Raw genomic sequence first — 21,019 nt, 5'->3', positions numbered from 1 at the left:
AGGAAAATGCGGCTCGCCCTCGGCCAGCGATGGCCACTAAGCCTGCGCTGTTACCGCAGCCCAGCACTTGACGCTCGACTGATGCATCCACCATCACCGCTCGCAGCCTCTCGACTTTCCGCTCATGGCGTCGCCAGGGCGAAGCGCCTACCCTGCGCACCTCGAGACTCGAGTACGCTCAGCACATAGAGAGTTAACCCGCATGCCCACCCGTTCCAAGATCATCTATACCTTCACCGACGAAGCCCCTGCCCTCGCCACCTATTCGCTGCTGCCGATCGTCGAAGCCTTCACCGCTTCGGCTGACATCGCCGTCGAAACCCGCGATATCTCCCTGGCAGGCCGTATCCTCTCGGCATTCCCGGAGCAACTCGGCGCCGAAAAACAGGTAGCCGATCATCTGGCGGAACTGGGCCAGCTGGCCACCACCCCTGAAGCCAACATCATCAAGCTGCCGAACATCTCGGCCTCGGTCCCGCAACTGAAAGCGGCGATCAAAGAGCTGCAGGGCAAGGGCTACAACATCCCGGACTACGCCGACGAGCCGGCCACCGCCGAAGAAAAGGAATCCCGCGCGCGCTACGACCGCATCAAGGGCAGCGCCGTGAACCCGGTACTGCGCGAAGGCAACTCCGACCGCCGCGCACCGCTGTCGGTCAAGAACTACGCACGCAAGCACCCGCACAAGATGGGCGCCTGGGCCGCCGACTCCAAGTCGCACGTTGCCCACATGACCAAGGGCGACTTCTACGGCAGCGAAAAGGCCGCACTGATCGAAGCTGACGACAACCTGCGCATCGAGCTGGTCGGCAAAGACGGCAACACCTCCGTCCTGAAAGAGAAGACTGCGGTCAAAGCTGCAGAAATCATCGATTGCGCCACCATGAGCCGCAAGGCCCTGAAAGCCTTCATCGTCGAGCAGATCGCCGATGCCAAGGCTGCCGGCGTGCTGCTGTCGGTTCACCTGAAAGCCACCATGATGAAGGTTTCCGACCCGATCATGTTCGGCGTCATCGTCGAAGCGTTCTACGGCGAAGTGCTGGCCAAGCACGCTGCCGCGCTGAGCCAGGTCGGCTTCAACGCCAACAACGGCATCGGCGACCTGTACGCCCGCATCAAGGACCTGCCAGCCGAGCAGCAGGCCGAGATCGAAGCGGACATCCAGGCCCTGTACGCCGAGCGTCCAGCCCTGGCCATGGTCAACTCCGACAAGGGCATCACCAACCTGCACGTGCCGAGCGACGTCATCGTCGACGCCTCGATGCCGGCCATGATTCGTGACTCGGGCAAGATGTGGAACACCGCAGGTGAACTGCAGGACGCCAAGGCAATCATCCCGGACCGCTGCTACGCCGGCATCTACCAGGCCACCATCGAAGACTGCAAGGTCAACGGTGCCTTCGACCCGACCACCATGGGCAGCGTACCAAACGTTGGCCTGATGGCGCAGAAGGCTGAAGAGTACGGCTCCCACGACAAGACCTTCCAGATCAAGGCCGACGGCGTCGTGCGCGTGGTCGATGGCAAAGGCAAGGTCGTGCTGGAGCAGAACGTCGAAGCTGGCGACATCTTCCGCATGTGCCAAACCAAGGACGCGCCGATCCAGGACTGGGTCAAGCTGGCCGTCAACCGCGCCCGCCTGAGCAACACCCCGGCGGTGTTCTGGCTGGACCCGGCTCGCGCCCACGACGGCGTGATGATCGAGAAGGTGCAGGCCTACCTGAAGGACCACGACACCGCTGGTCTGGACATCCGTGTCCTGGCGCCGGTCGATGCCATCAAGTTCTCCCTGGCCCGCATCCGCGAAGGCAAGGACACCATCTCGGTGACCGGCAACGTGCTGCGCGACTACCTGACCGACCTGTTCCCGATCATGGAGCTGGGCACCAGCGCCAAGATGCTGTCGATCGTGCCGCTGATGAACGGCGGTGGTCTGTTCGAAACCGGCGCCGGCGGTTCGGCACCGAAGCACGTGCAGCAGCTGGTTGAAGAAAACTTCCTGCGTTGGGACTCGCTGGGTGAATTCCTGGCCCTGGCCGCTTCCCTGGAGCACCTGGGCAACACCTACGACAACCCGCGCGCCAAGGTCCTGGCCAACACCCTGGACCAGGCCACCGGCAAGTTCCTCGACACCAACAAGTCGCCTTCGCGCAAAGTCGGTGGTATCGATAACCGCGGCAGCCACTTCTACCTGACCCTGTACTGGGCGCAAGCCCTGGCTGCTCAGGCTGACGACGCCGCCCTGCAGGCGCGCTTCGCGCCGCTGGCAAAAACCCTGGCCGAGAACGAAGCGACCATCGTCGCCGAACTCAACGCCGTTCAGGGCAAGCCGGCCGACATCGGTGGCTACTACGCCCCGGATGCCGAGTTGACCGCCAAGGTGATGCGCCCAAGCCAGACTCTGAACAGCGCCATCGCGGCACTGTAAGGCTCGCTTGAAGTAACACCACAAACCCCGGCCACGCACCGGGGTTTGTGCTTTCCGGGATTGGGGCTGCTTTGCAGCCCTTCGCGGGGCAAGCCCGCTCCCACAGTTGAAGTGCTGTCTGTGAGACCTGCATAGCACCTGTGGGAGCGGCGGTGCGGCGATCCGACTTGCCCCGCGAAGGGCCGCACAGCGGCCCCTCGATTGACATGGACACATCAATGACTTGGCAACCCCACATCACCGTCGCCACCGTCGTCGAGCACGACGGCAAGTTCCTCTTCGTCGAAGAATTCAAAGCCGGCCAGCACGTCTTCAATCAACCCGCCGGCCACCTCGAACCCAATGAGACGTTGGCCCAGGCCGCCCTGCGCGAAACCCTCGAAGAAACCGCTTGGGAAGTCGAGCTGACCGGCGTGGTCGGTATCTACCTCTACACCGCCCCTAGCAATGGCGTGACCTACCAGCGCATCTGCTTCGCCGCCCGCCCGCTGCGCCACCACACCGACCTGGCCCTGGACAGCGACATCGTCCGTGCCGTCTGGCTGACCCGCGAAGCACTGCTGGCCGAGCCTGCCCGCTGGCGCAGCGAACTGGTGCCACGCTGCCTCGACGACTACCTCGCAGGCCCGCTGCACAGCCTCGACCTGCTGCGCGACTGACGCGCTGCCGCGGGTTTGATAGAATCGGCGTTTTTCCCCCTTGATACACATCGGTAGCCATGACCAGCCCAGCACTCAAAGACCCCGCCAAGACCCGCGTCATCGTCGGCATGTCCGGCGGCGTGGACTCTTCCGTCTCCGCCCTTCTGCTCATCGAGCAGGGCTACCAGGTGGAAGGTCTGTTCATGAAAAACTGGGAAGAGGACGACGGCACGGAATACTGCACGGCCCGTGAAGACCTGGCAGACGCCCAGGCCGTCTGCGACCGTATCGGCATCAAGCTGCACACCGCCAACTTCGCCGCCGAGTACTGGGACAACGTGTTCGAGCACTTCCTTGAAGAATACAAGGCCGGTCGCACGCCTAACCCGGACATCCTCTGCAACCGCGAAATCAAGTTCAAGGCGTTCCTCGACTACGCCCTGTCGCTGGGTGCCGACCTGATCGCCACCGGCCACTACGTGCGCCGCCGTGACACAGCCGATCTCACCGAACTGCTCAAGGGCCTGGACCCGAACAAGGACCAGAGCTACTTCCTGCACGCCGTTGGCGGCAAGGAGATCGCCCGTACGCTGTTCCCGGTCGGCGAGCTGGAAAAGCCCGAAGTGCGCGCCATCGCCGAAAAACACGGCCTGGCCACCGCCAAGAAGAAAGACTCCACCGGTATCTGCTTCATCGGCGAGCGCCGTTTCAGCGACTTCCTCAAGCAGTACCTGCCGGCCCAGCCGGGTGAAATCCAGACCACCGAGGGTGAAGTGATCGGCCGTCATCACGGCTTGATGTACCACACCATCGGCCAGCGCCAGGGCTTGGGCATCGGCGGCCTTAAAGACGCAGGCGACGAGCCGTGGTACGTGCTGCACAAGGACCTGGACCGCAACGTGCTGGTGGTCGGCCAGGGCAACGAACACCCCTGGCTGTTCTCCCGCGCCCTGCTCGCCTCGGAGATCTTCTGGGTCAACCCGATCGACCTCAGCAGCCCGCGCAGGCTCACCGCCAAGGTGCGTTACCGCCAGAGCGACCAGCAATGCACCCTGGAACTGACAGAGAGCGGCTACCGCGCCGTGTTCGACGAGGCTCAGCGCGCCGTCACCCCGGGCCAATCGGTGGTGTTCTACGACGGTGAAGTGTGCCTGGGCGGCGGCGTGATCGAGACCGCCGAGCCGTGGAGCCCACGCGCATGAGCAATCTGCAGGAGCAATTGATTGCCCTGGGCGGCGTGTTCCAGGCCGCCGTGCTGGTCGACCGCATTGCCCGCACCGGCCAGGCCAGCGAGGCCAATATCGGCTGCATGCTCGGCAGCCTGCTGGTGCGTGACCCCAAGGACACCCTGGAGGTGTTCGGCGGCGATGACATCAACCTGCGCGACGGCTACCGTGCGCTGGTCGGTGCACTGGAGCGCGATCCCAGTAGCTTGCAGCGTGAGCCGCTGCGCTACGCCCTGTCGATGCTGGGCCTGGAGCGCCAGCTGAACAAGCGCGGCGACCTGCTGGACACCATCGGCAACCGTCTGCCACAAATCCAGTCGCAGGCTGACCATTTTGGCCTGGTTCACGAAAACGTCATCGCTTCCAGTGGAGCCTTGTACCAGGACACCCTGAGCACCCTGCGCCAGCGTATCCAGGTGCATGGCGACATGCGCTTCCTGCAGCAGTCCAGCAACGCTTCGAAAATCCGCGCCTTGTTGCTCGCCGGCATCCGCGCCGCGCGCCTGTGGCGGCAGTTGGGTGGGCATCGCTGGCAACTGGTGTTCAGCCGGCGCAAGTTGCTCAACGAGCTGTATGACATGATGCGAACGTCTTCCTGAATCAGCAATGCCGAACGCTGTGTGGGAGCAGGCGATTCGGTGGATGGCACCGGCTACGCCGGTGTTCGCGGGCAAGCCCGCTCCCACAGGTTCCCAGCAGCGATTCAAATGGCCCGACCTTTGGTCAGCCACCCGACCTCGGCGCATTTTTCATGTATGATATGCGCCCTTCCAAAAGCCTGACTGTCCGAGAACACCCCATGCAGCTTTCTTCGCTCACTGCGGTTTCCCCTGTAGACGGCCGTTACGCCGGCAAAACCCAGGCCTTGCGCCCCATTTTCAGCGAATTCGGCCTGATCCGTTTCCGCGCCCTGGTCGAAGTACGCTGGCTGCAGCGTCTGGCCGCCCACCCGCAGATTGGCGAAGTGCCGGCGTTCTCTGCCGAAGCCAACGCCCTGCTGGACGGCCTGGCCACCGACTTCAAGCTCGAGCACGCCGAACGCGTCAAGGAAATCGAGCGCACCACCAACCACGACGTCAAGGCGATCGAGTACCTGCTCAAGGAGCAGGCTGCCCAGCTGCCTGAGCTGGCCAAGGTCAGCGAGTTCATCCACTTCGCCTGCACCAGCGAGGACATCAACAACCTGTCCCACGGCCTGATGCTGCGCGCCGGCCGTGAAGACGTGCTGCTGCCGCTGATGCGCCAGATCGCCGAGGCCATCCGCGCCCTGGCCCACGCCCACGCCGACGTGCCGATGCTGTCGCGCACCCACGGTCAGCCGGCTTCGCCGACCACCCTGGGCAAAGAACTGGCCAACGTCGTATACCGCCTGGAGCGTCAGATCGCCCAGGTCGCTGCCGTGCCGCTGCTGGGCAAGATCAACGGTGCCGTAGGCAACTACAACGCTCACCTGTCGGCTTACTCGCAAATCGACTGGGAAGAAAACGCGCGCGCTTTCATCGAAGACGAGCTGGGCCTGCAGTTCAACCCGTACACCACCCAGATCGAGCCGCACGACTACATCGCCGAGCTGTTCGACGCCATCGCCCGCTTCAACACCATCCTCATCGACTTCGACCGGGACGTCTGGGGCTACATCTCGCTGGGCTACTTCAAGCAGAAGACCGTTGCCGGCGAAATTGGCTCGTCGACCATGCCGCACAAGGTCAACCCGATCGACTTCGAGAACTCCGAAGGCAACCTGGGTATCGCCAACGCGCTGTTCCAGCACCTGGCCAGCAAGCTGCCGATCTCGCGCTGGCAGCGTGACCTGACCGACTCCACCGTACTGCGCAACCTGGGCGTAGGCTTCGCTCATAGCGTTATTGCCTACGAGGCCAGCCTCAAGGGTATCGGCAAGCTGCAAGTCAACGAAGCCCGCATCGCCGCCGACCTGGACGCCTGCTGGGAAGTCCTCGCCGAGCCGATCCAGACCGTGATGCGCCGTTTCAACATCGAGAACCCCTACGAGAAGCTCAAAGAGCTGACCCGTGGCAAGGGCATCACGCCAGAAGCGCTGCTGACCTTCATCGACGGCCTCGACATGCCTGCCGAAGCCAAGGCCGAACTCAAGCTGCTGACCCCCGCTACCTACATCGGTAACGCGGCAGCACAGGCCAAACGCATCTAAGCTGACCGTCGCGTACAACGCCCGGCCTCGCCGGGCGTTTTTATTCCCGTACGAAAATTTCGTTTTTTCAATAGGTTGAACATGAATCCTGATACTCCACTGCAGCTGCTCGGCGGCATCTCGGCCCGCGAATTCATGCGCGACTACTGGCAGAAGAAGCCGCTGCTGGTGCGCCAGGCGTTCCCGGACTTCGAAAGCCCGATCGATCCCGACGAGCTGGCCGGCCTGGCTCTGGAAGAGGAAGTCGAGTCGCGCATCGTGCTCGAGCACGGCGCCCACCCGTGGGAACTGCGCCGCGGCCCGTTCAACGAAGACACCTTCGCCGACCTGCCGGAAAAGGACTGGACCCTGCTGGTGCAGGCCGTCGACCAGTTCGTACCCGAAGTCGCCGAACTGCTGGAGCACTTCCGCTTCCTGCCGAGCTGGCGCATCGATGACGTGATGATCAGCTTCGCCACCCCAGGCGGCAGCGTGGGCCCGCACTTCGACAACTACGACGTGTTCCTGCTGCAGGGCCACGGCCAGCGCAACTGGAAGATCGGCCAGATGTGCGACAGCGAAAGCCCGCTGCTGGAGCACGCCGACCTGCGCATCCTCGCCGAATTCGAACAGAGCGGCGAATGGACCCTGGAACCGGGCGACATGCTCTACCTGCCACCGCGCCTGGCTCACTACGGCGTGGCCGTGGACGACTGCCTGACCTACTCGGTCGGCTTCCGCGCACCGAGCGCCGCCGAAGTGCTGACCCACTTCACCGACTTCCTCGGCCAGTTCCTGCCGGACGAAGAGCGCTACAGCGACGCTGACGCCCAGCCGGCCAGCGACCCGCACCAGATCCAGCACGACGCCCTCGACCGCCTCAAGGCGCTGATCGACAAGCACACCAACGACAAGGACTTGCTGCTGACCTGGTTCGGCCAGTTCATGACCGAGCCACGCTACCCGGAGCAGGTCGTCGGTGAAGAGCTGGAAGAGCAGGAGCTGATCGAAGCCCTCGAAGATGGCGCCCTGCTGATCCGCAACCCGAGCGCACGCATGGCCTGGTCGGAGCTGGGCGATGACCTGATGCTGTTCGCCAGCGGCCGCAGCTGTCCGTTGCCGGCCAAGCTGCGGGAACTGCTGAAGCTGGTGTGTTCCGCCGATGCGTTACATATCGACAACCTTGAGGCCTGGCTGCAGGACGAAGATGGCCTTATGTTGGTACAGCAGTTGATCAAACAAGGAAGCTTGGGATTCGCCAATGAATAAGATTCGTGTGCGCCTCGCCGACTGGCAGAAGGACAACGCCGATATCCGCCGTATCCGGGAAGCAGTCTTCGTCGCCGAACAGCACATTCCACCGGAGCTGGAGTTCGACTCGGAAGACCAGGACGCTCTGCATTTCCTGGCGCTGGAAGGTGATTACCCGATCGGTACCGCACGCCTGCTGGCAGACGGCACCATCGGACGCATCTCGGTACTCAAGGACTGGCGCGGGCTGAAGGTAGGCGATGCGCTGATGCACGCAGTGATCGCCGAAGCGCAGAACCGCGACCTGAAGCAGCAGATGCTCAGCGCCCAGGTGCACGCCACGCCGTTCTACGAGCGCTTGGGTTTCCGGGTCGTCAGCGAAGAATTTCTCGAAGCCGGCATCCCGCATGTGGACATGGTGCGCGAGTCTCGCGAGATCGCTTGATTCGTAGCTGATTTCACCGGCCTCGTCGAGGCTGGTGAAATCGATACACCTCTTCTGACAAAAACCTGTACATCCATCCAGATAAAACTTGCCTACGCGCCCTCGCTTGCGCATCCTAGTGCTCATCGCCCCCGATGAAGCGTTTCCGGCCATGCGCCTGTACCTCTGCGAAAAACCCTCCCAGGCAAAAGACATCGCCAAAGTCCTCGGCGCTACCCGCAAGGCCGACGGCTGCTGGCAAGGCACCGACGTCTGCGTGACCTGGTGTATCGGCCACCTGCTGGAAACCGCCCCGCCCGACAGCTATGACGAGCGCTACAAGCGCTGGAACCTCGCCGACCTGCCCATCATCCCGGAAAAGTGGAAGATGTTGGTCAAGCCCAAGACCGCCAGCCAGTTCAAGGCCGTCAAGCGCTTGCTCGGCGAAGCACGTGAACTGGTGATCGCCACCGATGCCGACCGCGAAGGCGAGATGATCGCCCGCGAGCTGGTCGAACACTGCCGCTACCGTGGCCCGATCCAGCGCCTTTGGCTTTCGGCCCTGGACGACGCGTCCATTCGCAAGGCCCTGGCGCGCCTGCTGCCCGGCCAGGAAACCTTCAACCTCTATCACTCGGCATTGGGTCGCTCGCGCGCCGACTGGCTGATCGGCATGAACATGAGCCGGTTGTTCACCCTGCTCGGGCGACAGTCCGGCTATCAGGGCGTGCTGCCCGTGGGCCGGGTGCAAACCCCGACCCTGCGCCTGGTGGTCGACCGCGACCGCAGCATCGCCGATTTCGTGCCAGTACCGTTCTGGGCCATCGACGTGCAGCTGGCGCATGCTGGCCAGGCCTTCAACGCCCAATGGCGCGCGCCAGAAGACACCTGCGACGATCAGGGCCGCTGCCTCAACCAAGCCTTGGCGCAACAGGCCGCCTGCGCTATGGGCAGCGCTGACACGGCACGGGTGCTTAAGGTCGTCACCGAGCGCGTGCGCGAGGCAGCTCCGCTGCCCTTCGACCTCGGCACCCTGCAAGAGCTTTGCTCGAAAAAATTCGGCCTCGGCGCGCAGGAAACCCTCGACATCGCTCAGGCTTTGTACGAAACCCACAAACTAATCACTTACCCGCGCAGTGACTGCGGCTATCTGCCTGTCAGCCAGCACAGCGAAGCACCCGCAATCCTCAATGCCCTGCAACGCGCCGACGACAGCCTGGCGCCGCTGCAAGCGCACCTTGAGCCGCAGCGTCGCTCGCGGGCCTGGAACGACGGCAAGGTCAGCGCCCACCACGGCATCATCCCCACTGCCGCCGCCAGCGACCCGTCACGTTTGCCAGCCAAGCACAAAGCGGTCTACACACTGATCCGGGCCCGATACCTGGCTCAGTTCCTACCCAACCACGAGTACGACCGCACCCAGGCCGAATTCGATTGCGCAGGCCATGCCCTGCGCGCCGTCGGCAAGCAGGTCGTCGAGCCGGGCTGGCGCCGCGCCTTGCCCGAAGCGCTGACGCCGCCCAAGGGGCGAGAGGCAGTGCCGGCACAGGTGCTGCCAGCGTTGCGCGAAGGCCAGGACTGCAACGTTCAAGGCCTCCAACTGAAAGATCAGTGGACCCAGCCACCCAAGCCATTCACTGAAGGCGACCTGATCAAGGCCATGAAAAACGTCGCCAAGCTGGTGGACGATCCGCGGCTCAAGCAGAAGCTCAAGGAAACCACCGGCATTGGCACCGAGGCGACCCGCGCCAGCATCATCCAAGGCCTGCTCGACCGTGGCTACCTGACCAAGAGCGGCAAGGCCCTGGCCGCCACTCCGGCCGCTTTCAGCCTCATCGACGCGGTACCCCGTGCCATTGCCGACCCGGGGACCACGGCCATTTGGGAGCAGGCGCTGGACATGGTGCAAAGTGGCGAGATGAGCCTTGAGGAGTTCGTCGCCCGGCAGTCAGCCTGGATGGGCAAGCTGGTGGAACGCTGCAGTGGCATGCGCATGACCATCAGCGGGCCACCGATGGGCAAGGCGGCGCCGTGGAAAAAGAAGGGCCGCAGCAAGGGCAAGGCTACTGCAGGCAAGCCAAGACAGCCTCGGCGCAAGGCACCTGTAAAGTCCAGCTGAAGGGTGGGCAATGCTGGCCTCTTCGCGGATAAATCCGCTCCCACAGATTCTGCATTGCCTTCGTAAACAGCGCGTTAGCTGGGGGAAAAGTCACCCGATCATATCGCCACCTGGCGCGATGAAAATTGCCTGCTAGATTTTCATGAAAATAAGCACAATAAATTTCACGAGAATCCGGCATGTTCAAGCAATCCGCCCAGCACGTCGCCACCTACTACGCCCAGACCTACCCGGCGAGCATCCCCCTGCGCCCTACCCTGCAAGGCCGGCACGACACCGATGTGCTGATCATCGGCGCTGGCTTCAGCGGCCTGCACACCGCCCTGCGCCTGGCCCTGGCCGGCAAGCGCGTGACCCTGTTGGAAGCCAGCCGGGTGGCCTGGGCCGCTTCGGGTCGCAACGGGGGCCAGGCGCTGCTGGGCTGGTCATGTGACATGCCGCCCATGGAGAAGGCGTTGGGCGTCGAGCGCACCCGGCGCCTGTGGGAGAGCATGTGCTGGGCCGCCGATGAAACGCGTGAGCTGCCAGTGCGCCATGGCTTCGATATCGACTATCGGCTTGGCAGCCTATGGACATCGGTATTGCCGCGCCGGGTGAAGATGTTGCAGGAAGCGTTGCGAGACGCCGAGCAGAAATGGGGCTATGACGCCTTGCGCCTGATCGGCCGGGACGAGTTGACACACTGGATCGACAGTCCGCGCTACCAGGCCGCGCTGTACGACGCCAAGGGTGCGCACCTCAACCCCATGAAGCTGGCCCAGGGCTTGGCTGCCACCCTTGAAGCCGTTGCCGGGCAGATTTTCGAGCAAAGCCAGGTCCTTGCTTACCAACAGAGCGTCAATGGTTACGTCGCCCGCACGGCGCAGGGCGAAGTGCACTGTGACGTGCTGGTACTGGCCTGCAACGCCTACATCGACCGCCTCGACCGCACCCTGTCACGCCGCTTGCTGCCGGTCGGCTCGTATCAGGTGGCCACTGCGCCCCTCGAAGCGGATGTCGCCCGCTCGCTGCTGCCGCGCAACAGTTGCGTGATCGACAACCAATTCGTGCCTGACTATTTCCGCCTCACCCCGGACAACCGCCTGCTGTTCGGCGGTGGCTGCACCTACCTGGGCGGTATCCCAAAAGATGTCGCCAGCGCCACCCGTCCCTACCTGGAGCGGGTATTCCCGCAGCTGACCGGCGTGGCCATCGACTACGCCTGGGGCGGGCATATCGACTGCAGCATCCAGCGCACCCCGGACATCGGCCGCGAGGGCCAGCGCTATTGGCTGCAGGGTTTCTCTGGCCACGGCGTGCTGCCGACCCTGGCCGGGGCGCGGGCGGTGAGCGATGCGATCCTCGGCGACGACGAGCTGCTGGCGTTGTACCAAGGCATCGACAATGGCCGCTTCCCCGGCGGCGACCTGCTGGCCGCGCCGCTGGAAGCCGCCGCCAAGGCCTGGTACAGGATGCGCGACCATGTCTGAAGACGCCCAGGGCCTGGCCCAGCTGATTCGCGACCTGCGCAAGCACCGCGGGTTGACCCTCGGCGAGCTGGCGACCAAGGTCAATCGTTCGCTGGGTTTTCTGTCCCAGGTCGAACGTGGCCTGTCGCAGCCCACCGTGGCCGATCTGACCGGCATCAGCGAGGCCCTTCACGTACCTACCACCTACTTCTACTCGGCCAGCCAGCCGCGTGAACTGGACTGGGTCACCCGCCCAGGCGAACGGCGCACGATCTACTACGCCGAGGGCATCAGCGACGTGCTGGTATCGCCGACCCTCAACGGCAGCTTCGCGATGCTCGAAAGCCACTTGGCGCCCGGTGCCAGCAGTGGCGAGGGGCACCTGAACGACAGTTCGGAACAAGGGGGTTTCGTGCTCGAGGGCGAGCTGACGGTTTGGCTGGCGAGCCGCGAAGGCGCGATAACACTCGGCCCCAACGACAGCTTTCAGCTCCCCCCGCACAGCCACTTCCGCTACGCCAACCTGACCGACCAGACGACCCGCGTCCTCTGGGTATTCCGATGAGAGCACAGCATGACAACCACAACGACAAGCGTTGCCGATCTGCTCAGTGAAGTGCGCGCTTTCCGCGCCCGTTACCCCGAAGTCACCCACGTCGACCTGCTGAGCCTGGACATCCCCGGGCACTTCTACGGCAAGCGCTACCCCCTCGACATGCTGGAAAAGGTCGCCGGCGGCAGCCCGCTGAAGCTGCCGCAGAACTGCGTGCTGCTGGGCGTGCAAGGGGGGCTTTTCCCGATTGGCGACTACTGCTTCAACGATGGCGACCCGGATGCGCTAAGGCGTCTGGTGCCCGGTACTCTCAAGCCGGTCAGCTGGGAACACGAGCCGCTGGGCCAAATGCTGATCAGTTCCGACGGCACCGCCGCCCCCATCGAATTCGAGCCCCGCGCAGTGCTCGCACGCGTGCTGCAGCGCCTGGAACGGCGCGGCATTCGCCCAGTGGTGGCATTCGAGCTGGAGTTCTACCTGTTCGACCGGGCGCTCAAGCAAGGCCTGCCGCAATTTCCGCGCGACCCATTCAGCGATGACCCTGATGACCAACCGAACATGCACATTGAACGGTTGTCGCGGTTTAGCGATGTGCTCCGCGACATGGTGCACACCGCCAACGCGCAAGGGGTCGACGCCAACGTCATCACCGCCGAGCTGGGCCCAGGCCAGTTCGAGATCAACTTCGGCCATTGCGACGACGGCCTGCGTGCCGCCGACTGGGCGGCCTTGTTCTGCCGCAGCACGCGCGGCGTGGCGCTCAAGCACGGGCTGCGCGCCTCGTTCATGAGCAAACCCTATCTGCAGGCACCGGGCAGTGGCATGCACGTGCACGTCAGCCTGTACGACAAGGCGGGCAACAACCTGCTGGCGGCCAACCAACAGCGCCCACTGCGCCATGCGGTGGCTGGCTGCCTGGCCTTGCTGCCGCACTGCATGCCGATCTTTGCCGCCAACCACAACGCGTTTCGCCGCTACGGCGCCATGGTCAACGCCGCCAGCCGCGCCAGCTGGGGCTTTGAAGACCGTGACGCATGCATCCGCATTCCCGACTCGGATCCGCGCAACCTGCGCATCGAGCACCGCCTGGCGGGGGCGGATGCCAACCCCTATCTGGTGCTGGCTGCAATCCTCTGCGGCATGGAGCACGGGCTGGATGCCAAGCAGGAGCCGATTGCGCCGCTGAACGAAGACCGCACCAGCGGGATCGACTTCCCCAAGGACATGCCAAGTGCGGTCGTGAGCATGCGTGGGCACCCGGCAGTGAATGAGGGACTTGGAGAAGAGTTCGTGATGGTGTACTGCGAGAACAAGCGCCAGGACCACCTGGCATTCATGCACGAGGTCAGCGCTCGCGAATATCGGTGGTTCCTGTGAACGACAAAAACCAAATCTCTCCTATTCTCAATAGCTCATTTGGCAACCCCCCTGCACAGAGGAGACGCGACCATGAGCTACGTGACCACGAAGGATGGCGTTCAAATCTTCTACAAGGACTGGGGCCCGCGCGATGCGCCGGTCATCCACTTCCACCACGGCTGGCCGCTCAGCGCCGACGACTGGGACGCGCAGCTGCTGTTCTTTCTCGACAAAGGTTTTCGCGTAGTGGCCCACGATCGTCGCGGCCACGGGCGCTCCAGCCAGGTGTGGGACGGCCACGACATGGACCATTACGCAGATGACGTGGCCGCCGTGGTCGCGCACCTGGGCATCCAGGGTGCGGTGCATGTCGGCCACTCCACCGGTGGCGGCGAGGTGGTGCGCTACATGGCCCGCCACCCCGGCGACAAGGTGGTTAAAGCCGTGTTGATCGCGGCCGTGCCGCCATTGATGGTGCAAACCCCAGGCAACCCCGGCGGCCTGCCCAAGTCGGTCTTCGATGATTTCCAGGCGCAGGTGGCGAGCAACCGCGCCCAGTTCTACCGGGATGTGCCCACTGGGCCGTTCTATGGCTTTAACCGCCCGGGCGCCAAGCCTGCCGAAGGGGTCATCGCCAATTGGTGGCGCCAGGGCATGATCGGCAGTGCCAAGGCCCACTACGACGGGATCGTCGCCTTCTCGCAAACCGACTTTACCGAAGACCTCAAGGGTATCAGCCAGCCGGTACTGGTGATGCATGGCGATGATGACCAGATCGTGCCTTACGAGAACGCCGGGCCGCTCTCAGCAAAATTACTGCCCAATGGCACGCTGAAAACCTACAAAGGCTACCCGCATGGCATGCCGACTACCCATGCCGATGTGATCAACGCGGATCTGCTGGCGTTCATCCAGAACTGATTTGATTGGCTGCACCGGCCTCTTCGCGGGCAAGCCCGCTCCCACAGATTACGAGTTGCAATTGAACCTGTGGGAGCGGGCTTGCCCGCGAAGAGGCCGGTACTGGCAACCCATTCTTCCCAGGTTTACCATGCGCTTCCTGCCTACCCTGCAAGCCAGCCACCAATGCCCTTCGAACTCACCGTAGAACCACTCACTCTGCTGATCCTCGTGCTGGTCGCCTTTGTCGCCGGTTTCATCGACGCCATCGCCGGCGGTGGCGGCCTGCTCACCACCCCGGCACTGCTCACCGCCGGCATGCCACCGCACCTGGTGCTGGGCACCAACAAGCTCAGTTCGACCTTCGGTTCCGCCACCGCCGGCTTCACCTACTACAGGCGCAAGCTGTTCCACCCGGCGCAGTGGCGCCCGGCGTTGTTCGCCACGCTGGTCGGTGCCTCAATCGGTGCGGTCGTGGCCCACTACATGCCCGCCGAATGGCTGAACAAGATGCTGCCAGTGATCGTCTTCGCTTGCGGCATTTATCTGCTATTCGGCGGTACCCCTAAGGCGCCGCTGGATGCCGATGCGCCGATCAAGAAGAAGTGGCAGTTCCCGCAAGGCTTCACCCTGGGCTTCTACGACGGCGTGGCCGGCCCCGGCACGGGTGCGTTCTGGACCGTGAGCACCCTGCTGCTTTACCCCATCGACCTGGTCCGCGCCAGCGGCGTGGCACGCAGCATGAACTTCGTCAGCAACATCGCAGCGCTGACGGTGTTCGTGATATCAGGACAGGTGGATTACGTCGTCGGCCTGTGCATGGGCCTGTCGGTGATGGTCGGCGCGTTCTTCGGCGCACGCACGGCGATCAGCGGCGGCAGCAAGTTCATCCGCCCGGTGTTCATCACCGTGGTGCTGGCATTGACCGTGCGCCTAGCGTGGCAGCACTGGTTCGGCCAGGCCTAAGCGGCGCGCCACATACAAATCGATCAGGTAACGGGCGATGGAACGTCCCGCCGGCAGCGGTGGCAGGTCGTGCACGCTGAACCACTGGGCGTCCTCGATTTCGTCCGGCTGCATGACGATGTCTCCTCCCGCGTACTCGGCATGGAAGCCCAGCATCATCGAATGCGGGAACGGCCAGCACTGGCTGCCGACGTACTGGATGTTGCGCACCTCGACCGCCACCTCTTCGCGCACTTCGCGCACCAGGCAGTCCTCGGCCGATTCGCCCGGCTCGGCGAAGCCCGCCAGGGTGCTGTAGACACCGGTAACGAAGCGCGGTGAACGGGCCAGCAGGATCTCGTCGCCACGGGTCACCAGCACGATCATGCTCGGCGAAATGCGCGGGTAGCTGCGCAGGTCGCAGGGCTGGCAGTACATCGCCCGCTCCCAGCGAATCTGCGTCATCGCCTGGCCGCAGCTGCCGCAGAAGCGGTGCTCGCGTGCCCAGGTGCCAATCTGCGCCGCGTAGCCCAGCACTTTGTAGAGGTCGAAGTCGCCTTCCAGCATGAACGCCCGCAGGCCACGCCAGTGGCAGCCAGGCACTTCGGCGGCGTTGCGCAGCTCCAGCAGGAACACCGGCTCACCGTCGAAATGGCCGATCCCGTGCTCGGCCAGCACGTCGAGGTCCTGGCGTTTAAGCCAGTCGCGCGGGAACAGCGCGCCGTTGGCGTCCAGCAAAAACCCTTCCGGGCTGCGGGCGACGGCCCAGCCCCCGGTGATCTGCGGGTCGAGTACTGCGGTAGTCCAGCGTGCTGACATGTCGGGGTTCCTGTGTTGCGTCCCCCGGCCCAGTCAGTCGGCGAACGTCGGTTTCTGTTTGCTCATGTGCGCTGCCACGGCCACGCGCAGGTCTTCGGACTGCAGCATCGCGGCGTTCCAGGTGGCGATGTATTCCAGGCCATCGTCGATGCGATGGTCGCGCATGTAGCTGAGCATTTCCTTGGTGCCGGCCACGGCGATCGGCGATTTTGCGGCAATCTCGCGGGCGATGGCAAAGACCCCGTCAAGCAGCGCGGCCTGATCATCATAGACCCGGTTCACCAGGCCGATGCGCAGCGCCTCGTCGGCCTCGACATTACGTCCGGTGAAAGCCAGCTCACGCATGATGCCGTCGCCGATAATACGTGGCAAACGTTGCAGGGTGCCGACATCGGCGGCCATGCCCATGTCGATTTCCTTGATCGAGAATTGCGCCTCCGTGCTGCAATAGCGCATGTCGCAAGCCGAAACCAAGTCGATGGCGCCACCGATGCAATAGCCCTGGATCGCTGCCAGCACTGGCTTGCGGCAGTTGTCCACGGCGTTGAACGAGGACTGCAGGCGCAGGATGGTGCGGCGCAGCAGGCGCGCATTGCGGCCCACGTCCTTGCCCATCTGGCCAGCCAGCGAAGCCAGCATCATCAGGTCGATGCCTGAAGAAAAGTGCTTGCCCGCACCGCTGATGACCACCGCGCGAACCGCGTCGGTGTCGTCGATCCACTGGAAGATATCGACGATCTCCTCCCAGAAGGCCGCGTTCATCGCGTTGATCTTTTCCGGTCGATTGATCTGGACATGAGCAATGTTGTCGGTCAGTTCGACCTTGAATGCGCTGTACTCGGTCACGGGCTGCACTCCTGGGGGTAAAGGGTTCACGTTGCCGGATGGTAACTCAGCCGGGTTGCCGTGCTTGTGCCAAAAGCGGGACCCCAATACAACTTTTAGCCCCCGCCCGTATCGAAACACAGGTAAGTATTACAACCGTTTCCAGGAGGTTTGCCATGGCGATGCGTACGGCCCTTATCCTTTCCTGCATGACGCTGGCCCTGGCGGGCTGCGCCGGTTCAAGCGACGAACACCGCTCCCCACCCACCACCCAGCAGGTCGACTTGCAGCGCTACCAGGGCACTTGGTACGAACTGGCGCGCTTGCCAATGTTCTTCCAACGCAACTGCGTGCAGTCCGAGGCGCACTATGGTCTGCGCGAAGACGGGCGCATCGACGTAACCAACCGCTGCAAGGAAAAGGATGGTGAATGGAACGAGGCCAAGGGCATTGCCCAGGCGCAGCAACCCGGCAAGACCGACAAGCTCTGGGTGCAGTTCGACAACTGGTTCAGCCGCCTGGCGCCGGGGCTGACCAAGGGCGAATACTGGGTGCTGTATCACGACAAGGACTATCGCGTAGCGCTAGTCGGGCACCCGAATCGCGAGTACCTATGGGTTTTGTCGCGTACACCGGCCATCACTGACCAGAGCCGCGAGCAACTGTTGGCGATGGCGCAGAAGCAAGGGTATGACACTCGCAAACTGATCTGGCGCCAAGCGGATTCCGCCACTCCCTGACCCATCGACGGCTCGGCCCAGCCGGGCTAAGGTAGGCCCACGGAACATAGGGAGTCAGACAGTGGACCTGCAGTTTCTGGGCACCTCGGCCGGGGTGCCCACCCGAATGCGCAACGTCAGCGCCACCGCAGTGATCGAGCCCTGTGGTAAGCGATGGTACCTGGTCGATTGCGGCGAGGGCACTCAGCATCAATTGCTACGCACGTCATTATCCATGCGCGACTTGCGCGCCATCTTCATCACCCACGTGCACGGCGACCATTGTTTCGGCCTGCCTGGCCTGCTGGCCAGTGCCGCAATGAGCGGGCGCACAGCGCCACTGGAGTTGATCCTGCCGGATGCGTTGCGCGACTGGGTACGCTTGAGCCTGGCGGCCAGCGACAGCTTCCTGCCTTTCGAACTGCGCCTGTTGCCAGTCGAAGGTTTGGTGAATTGGAACAGCGAAACGCTCCGCGTCAGCACCGTCCAGCTGTCGCACCGGGTACCGAGTGTCGGCTATGTCTTCACCGAGCTCAATCCCGAACCGCGCCTGGCTATAGCGCGCCTGGATGCCGAAGGGATCCCGCGCGGCCCATTGTGGGGCGACCTGGCCCGGGGGCTGTCGGTCGAGTTCGGCGGGCAGCGGCTTGAGGCTCGCGACTATCTGCTGGCCTCGCGGCCACCGCAGCGGGTGATCGTATGCGGTGACAATGACAACCCGGCGCTGTTGGCCGATGTCGCCCAAGGTGCGGATGTACTGGTGCACGAGGCAACATTCACCCAGCCCATCGTCGAGCGCAGCGGCAACGCCTTCGGTCACAGCACGGCGGCGGCCGTCGCGCAATTTGCCGAGCGAGCGAAGGTGCGCAATCTGGTGCTCACCCACTTCAGTGCCCGCTACCAGAGCGACATGCGACGCAGCCCGCACATCGAGGATGTGCGCACTGAAGCCCGTGTTCATTACACCGGGCAACTGACCCTGGCGCAGGACCTGCAGCGCTACCACCTGGGCCGTGATGGATACCTGCTGCCTGTCAGCTGAACACCCGATGACGTCCTTTTATTCCATGATTTCATTCAATCCCTTCACCTGAACGACATAGAGAGAATTGCCGTTCCCCATCCCCGTGGAGTCGTTACGCTGCCTTCCGTTTCAGCGGTGTCTGCAATGACGCCCAGCAGGGAAAGCCACCATGAAATCGTCACTGTCCGTCACATTCAACGTCGTGCTGCTTGCGGTTCTAAGCATCGCCTTCGGCGCTGCCAGCATGCTTGCCGATTATTACCTGAAGCAGAATGCCCGTGAGCAAGCCTTGGATAAAGCACGCATGCTCCTGGGCGCCGCGTCTGCCAGCAGCGCCTATTCCATCAAGCATATCGCGCCACTGCTTGGAAACTGCCTGGAGGTCGAGTTCCTGCCCCAGTTGAGCCCATCGCTGGCCACCACCGAGCAGATGCGCGAGATGCTCAAGGCCTACCCGCAATACCGTTACAGACAAGCCGCCGTGAACCCGCCCAACCCCGGTAACAAAGCGACCGGCTGGGAAGTCGAGCTCATCGAACGGTTGCGTGAAAGATCAGTCATCAAGGAGCTGGTCGGCGAACGCGAACAGGGTAATGAATCGATGCTCTTCGTCGCCCGGCCGATCCAGGCCAGCGACCCGGCCTGCCTGGCCTGTCATGCCTCGCCGGACACCGCGCCCCAGTCCATGACAAACCTCTACGGCCCGCACAATGGCTTTGGCTGGAAACTCGACGAAATCGTCGGCGTGCAATTTTCCTCGGTCCCGCTTGCCGTGCCGATGCAGCATGCCCGCGAGCGCCTGTATGGCGTCATGCTGTGGCTGCTGGGCATTTTCACGTTCCTGTTCTGCGCGTTGAGCTTTACGTTGCACGCGCTCGTCACCCGGCGCCTGAAGGCGATGGCCGACATTGCCGAGCGTGTCAGCCTCGGCGAGCCAGACCTGCCATCATTGATCCTCGGCAACCCTGACGACCTGGCGCGCATTGGCCAGTCGTTCACGCGCATGCGCACGAGCCTGAACTGCGCCATGAACATGCTCGAAGCGCAACCGGGTGCTCATCATGCCTGAGCGAATGGGCAAGTATCACATCGTCAGCGTGCTGGGGTCGGGTGCCATGGGTACCGTCTACAAGGCGTTCGACCCCCATATTGCGCGGACGCTGGCGCTCAAGACGATACGCATGGAGCTGCTCGGCGACAAGGATCGGGGGGAGTTGCCCATCCGCTTCCAGCATGAGGCCCAAGCCGCTGGCCGGCTGAACCACGCGAACATTGTGACCGTCTACGACTTTGGTGAGGCTGATGGTTTCGCCTACATCGCGATGGAGTTCATTGATGGCATCGCCCTCGACACCCTCCTGCAAAACAGGCAGAACCGACCGACGCTACAGGTCGTCGGCTGGATGCGTCAGCTGCTACTGGCCTTGCATCACGCCCATTCCAGAGGGGTGGTTCATCGCGACATCAAACCCGCCAACCTGATCATCACTGAGGATGATCAGCTCAAGGTCACTGACTTCGGCGTTGCACACATGGCCAATACGGTTCTGACGCAGGCCGGTTCGATTTTCGGCACGCCCTGCTACATGTCACCCGAACAGTTCCGTGGTGAACGGGTAGATGGCCGTTCGGACATCTTCTCCACCGGCATTCTGCTCTACCAACTACTAACCGGGGAACGGCCGTTTTCCGGGTCGGCAGTCATGATCATGCATCAGGTACTCAACCAGTCCCCGGTGCCGCCATCGAGCCTCAACCTGGCATTGGACAGGCAGTACGATCGCCTGATTGCCAAGGCGCTGGCAAAGTCCCCGGAAGATCGCTTCGCCTCGACATTGGACTTTCTCGAGGCACTTCAGTCCCTGCCCGCAGCAACGCTGCCAAGCTGCCCGCTGCAGGACGATGAACGTACCCTGCCGAGGGTGCCAGTGGGGTGCGTGGGCAGTTACCAACAGCCGATACTCGCCTCCCCCTTGACCGGCTTGGACCCCGCCTTCTTGCAGCGTTGCCAACAGCGCCTGACCTACCTGATCGGCCCGATCGCACGCATCCTGATGCGCCAAGCCCTGAATCATTGCGCTACCCCTCAGGCGTTGCTGCAGACGCTGGCCCAGCATATCGACGATGACGCTCAGCGCAGTGTGTTTCTTCACGATAATCCGTGATGACGGGACTGCGGGCGGTTCATT

19 protein-coding genes are annotated in these 21,019 nt (G+C 63.3%); 17 read left to right on the top strand and 2 right to left on the bottom strand.

What is annotated here, in order from left to right; translation table 11 throughout:
* The first annotated feature begins 202 nt into the window (after positions 1-202).
* The 13 genes from ACZ6YA_RS01380 (at position 203) to ACZ6YA_RS01320 (ending at position 15,464) form a co-directional block, all read left to right on the top strand.
* Positions 203-2,428: an NADP-dependent isocitrate dehydrogenase gene (locus ACZ6YA_RS01380; RefSeq protein ID WP_465894960.1), complete on the top strand. Its 2,226-nt coding sequence runs from the start codon at positions 203-205 to the stop codon at positions 2,426-2,428.
* A 218-nt stretch (positions 2,429-2,646) separates the two neighbouring features.
* A complete protein-coding gene (locus tag ACZ6YA_RS01375) occupies positions 2,647-3,087 on the top strand; it encodes an NUDIX hydrolase (RefSeq protein WP_465894959.1) in 441 nt (146 codons plus the stop codon).
* A 59-nt stretch (positions 3,088-3,146) separates the two neighbouring features.
* Positions 3,147-4,271 carry a tRNA 2-thiouridine(34) synthase MnmA gene (gene mnmA, locus ACZ6YA_RS01370; RefSeq protein WP_465894958.1) on the top strand — a complete coding sequence of 375 codons (1,125 nt, stop codon included), beginning with the start codon at positions 3,147-3,149 and terminating at the stop codon, positions 4,269-4,271.
* On the top strand, positions 4,268-4,894 hold the full coding sequence (gene hflD, locus ACZ6YA_RS01365; RefSeq protein ID WP_403129916.1) for a high frequency lysogenization protein HflD: 627 nt from the start codon (positions 4,268-4,270) through the stop codon (positions 4,892-4,894). Before mnmA ends, hflD begins: the two co-directional genes overlap by 4 nt.
* A gap of 200 nt (positions 4,895-5,094) precedes the next feature.
* Positions 5,095-6,465, top strand: coding sequence for an adenylosuccinate lyase (gene purB, locus ACZ6YA_RS01360; protein WP_465894956.1), 1,371 nt, complete (start codon positions 5,095-5,097; stop codon positions 6,463-6,465).
* A gap of 81 nt (positions 6,466-6,546) precedes the next feature.
* Positions 6,547-7,713 (top strand): ribosomal protein uL16 3-hydroxylase, encoded by a 1,167-nt coding sequence (locus ACZ6YA_RS01355; protein WP_465894955.1) that lies wholly within the window; start codon positions 6,547-6,549, stop codon positions 7,711-7,713.
* The gene (locus ACZ6YA_RS01350) at positions 7,706-8,140 is read left to right on the top strand and encodes a GNAT family N-acetyltransferase (protein WP_465894954.1); all 435 of its coding nucleotides are present in this window, start codon (positions 7,706-7,708) and stop codon (positions 8,138-8,140) included. Before ACZ6YA_RS01355 ends, ACZ6YA_RS01350 begins: the two co-directional genes overlap by 8 nt.
* Positions 8,141-8,291: 151 nt before the next feature.
* Positions 8,292-10,238, top strand: a complete 1,947-nt coding sequence (locus tag ACZ6YA_RS01345; protein ID WP_465895324.1) for a DNA topoisomerase III — start codon at positions 8,292-8,294, stop codon at positions 10,236-10,238.
* A 179-nt stretch (positions 10,239-10,417) separates the two neighbouring features.
* Complete coding sequence (locus ACZ6YA_RS01340; protein ID WP_465894953.1) at positions 10,418-11,707, top strand: NAD(P)/FAD-dependent oxidoreductase; 1,290 nt, start codon at positions 10,418-10,420, stop codon at positions 11,705-11,707.
* Positions 11,700-12,251: a helix-turn-helix domain-containing protein gene (locus tag ACZ6YA_RS01335; protein ID WP_465894952.1), complete on the top strand. Its 552-nt coding sequence runs from the start codon at positions 11,700-11,702 to the stop codon at positions 12,249-12,251. The genes ACZ6YA_RS01340 and ACZ6YA_RS01335 overlap by 8 nt, the downstream gene beginning before the upstream one ends.
* A 9-nt stretch (positions 12,252-12,260) precedes the next feature.
* Entirely contained in the window at positions 12,261-13,616 is a 1,356-nt protein-coding gene (locus ACZ6YA_RS01330) for a glutamine synthetase family protein (protein WP_465894951.1), read from the top strand.
* Positions 13,617-13,688: 72 nt separating this feature from the next.
* Positions 13,689-14,519, top strand: coding sequence for an alpha/beta fold hydrolase (locus tag ACZ6YA_RS01325; protein ID WP_465894949.1), 831 nt, complete (start codon positions 13,689-13,691; stop codon positions 14,517-14,519).
* A gap of 165 nt (positions 14,520-14,684) precedes the next feature.
* Positions 14,685-15,464, top strand: coding sequence for a TSUP family transporter (locus ACZ6YA_RS01320; RefSeq protein ID WP_465894948.1), 780 nt, complete (start codon positions 14,685-14,687; stop codon positions 15,462-15,464).
* Here ACZ6YA_RS01320 and nudC read toward each other — a convergent pair.
* Positions 15,432-16,262 carry an NAD(+) diphosphatase gene (gene nudC, locus ACZ6YA_RS01315; protein WP_465894947.1) on the bottom strand — a complete coding sequence of 277 codons (831 nt, stop codon included), beginning with the start codon at positions 16,260-16,262 and terminating at the stop codon, positions 15,432-15,434. The genes ACZ6YA_RS01320 and nudC overlap by 33 nt on opposite strands.
* Positions 16,263-16,295: 33 nt before the next feature.
* Positions 16,296-17,108 (bottom strand): crotonase/enoyl-CoA hydratase family protein, encoded by an 813-nt coding sequence (locus ACZ6YA_RS01310; RefSeq protein WP_465894945.1) that lies wholly within the window; start codon positions 17,106-17,108, stop codon positions 16,296-16,298.
* 155 nt (positions 17,109-17,263) lie between these two features.
* Here ACZ6YA_RS01310 and ACZ6YA_RS01305 point away from each other — a divergent pair, with 155 nt between their 5' ends.
* From ACZ6YA_RS01305 to ACZ6YA_RS01290, 4 genes are all read left to right on the top strand, one after another.
* Complete coding sequence (locus ACZ6YA_RS01305; protein WP_465894944.1) at positions 17,264-17,827, top strand: lipocalin family protein; 564 nt, start codon at positions 17,264-17,266, stop codon at positions 17,825-17,827.
* Between the two features lie 61 nt (positions 17,828-17,888).
* Complete coding sequence (locus ACZ6YA_RS01300; RefSeq protein ID WP_465894943.1) at positions 17,889-18,848, top strand: ribonuclease Z; 960 nt, start codon at positions 17,889-17,891, stop codon at positions 18,846-18,848.
* A gap of 151 nt (positions 18,849-18,999) precedes the next feature.
* A complete protein-coding gene (locus tag ACZ6YA_RS01295; protein WP_465894942.1) occupies positions 19,000-19,899 on the top strand; it encodes a c-type heme family protein in 900 nt (299 codons plus the stop codon).
* Positions 19,892-20,995 (top strand): serine/threonine-protein kinase, encoded by a 1,104-nt coding sequence (locus ACZ6YA_RS01290; RefSeq protein WP_465894941.1) that lies wholly within the window; start codon positions 19,892-19,894, stop codon positions 20,993-20,995. The genes ACZ6YA_RS01295 and ACZ6YA_RS01290 overlap by 8 nt, the downstream gene beginning before the upstream one ends.
* Positions 20,996-21,019: the final 24 nt, after the last annotated feature.

It is taken from the genome of Pseudomonas sp. NPDC090752, assembly GCF_055584805.1.
Note: the sequence above shows the minus strand (reverse complement) of the source record. Positions and strands in the feature narration are given on the sequence as shown.

Bases quoted from the DNA above. Each gene is read 5' to 3' on its own strand.
- ACZ6YA_RS01320 (WP_465894948.1), top strand. From the start codon at position 14,685: ATGCCCTTCGAACTCACCGTAGAACCACTCACTCTGCTGATCCTCGTG.
- ACZ6YA_RS01340 (WP_465894953.1), top strand. From the start codon at position 10,418: ATGTTCAAGCAATCCGCCCAGCACGTCGCCACCTACTACGCCCAGACC.
- ACZ6YA_RS01375 (WP_465894959.1), top strand. From the start codon at position 2,647: ATGACTTGGCAACCCCACATCACCGTCGCCACCGTCGTCGAGCACGAC.
- ACZ6YA_RS01295 (WP_465894942.1), top strand. From the start codon at position 19,000: ATGAAATCGTCACTGTCCGTCACATTCAACGTCGTGCTGCTTGCGGTT.
- ACZ6YA_RS01380 (WP_465894960.1), top strand. From the start codon at position 203: ATGCCCACCCGTTCCAAGATCATCTATACCTTCACCGACGAAGCCCCT.
- nudC (WP_465894947.1), bottom strand. From the start codon at position 16,262: ATGTCAGCACGCTGGACTACCGCAGTACTCGACCCGCAGATCACCGGG.
- ACZ6YA_RS01290 (WP_465894941.1), top strand. From the start codon at position 19,892: ATGCCTGAGCGAATGGGCAAGTATCACATCGTCAGCGTGCTGGGGTCG.
- ACZ6YA_RS01345 (WP_465895324.1), top strand. From the start codon at position 8,292: ATGCGCCTGTACCTCTGCGAAAAACCCTCCCAGGCAAAAGACATCGCC.
- ACZ6YA_RS01325 (WP_465894949.1), top strand. From the start codon at position 13,689: ATGAGCTACGTGACCACGAAGGATGGCGTTCAAATCTTCTACAAGGAC.
- ACZ6YA_RS01330 (WP_465894951.1), top strand. From the start codon at position 12,261: ATGACAACCACAACGACAAGCGTTGCCGATCTGCTCAGTGAAGTGCGC.
- ACZ6YA_RS01355 (WP_465894955.1), top strand. From the start codon at position 6,547: ATGAATCCTGATACTCCACTGCAGCTGCTCGGCGGCATCTCGGCCCGC.
- mnmA (WP_465894958.1), top strand. From the start codon at position 3,147: ATGACCAGCCCAGCACTCAAAGACCCCGCCAAGACCCGCGTCATCGTC.
- ACZ6YA_RS01350 (WP_465894954.1), top strand. From the start codon at position 7,706: ATGAATAAGATTCGTGTGCGCCTCGCCGACTGGCAGAAGGACAACGCC.
- hflD (WP_403129916.1), top strand. From the start codon at position 4,268: ATGAGCAATCTGCAGGAGCAATTGATTGCCCTGGGCGGCGTGTTCCAG.
- purB (WP_465894956.1), top strand. From the start codon at position 5,095: ATGCAGCTTTCTTCGCTCACTGCGGTTTCCCCTGTAGACGGCCGTTAC.
- ACZ6YA_RS01335 (WP_465894952.1), top strand. From the start codon at position 11,700: ATGTCTGAAGACGCCCAGGGCCTGGCCCAGCTGATTCGCGACCTGCGC.
- ACZ6YA_RS01305 (WP_465894944.1), top strand. From the start codon at position 17,264: ATGGCGATGCGTACGGCCCTTATCCTTTCCTGCATGACGCTGGCCCTG.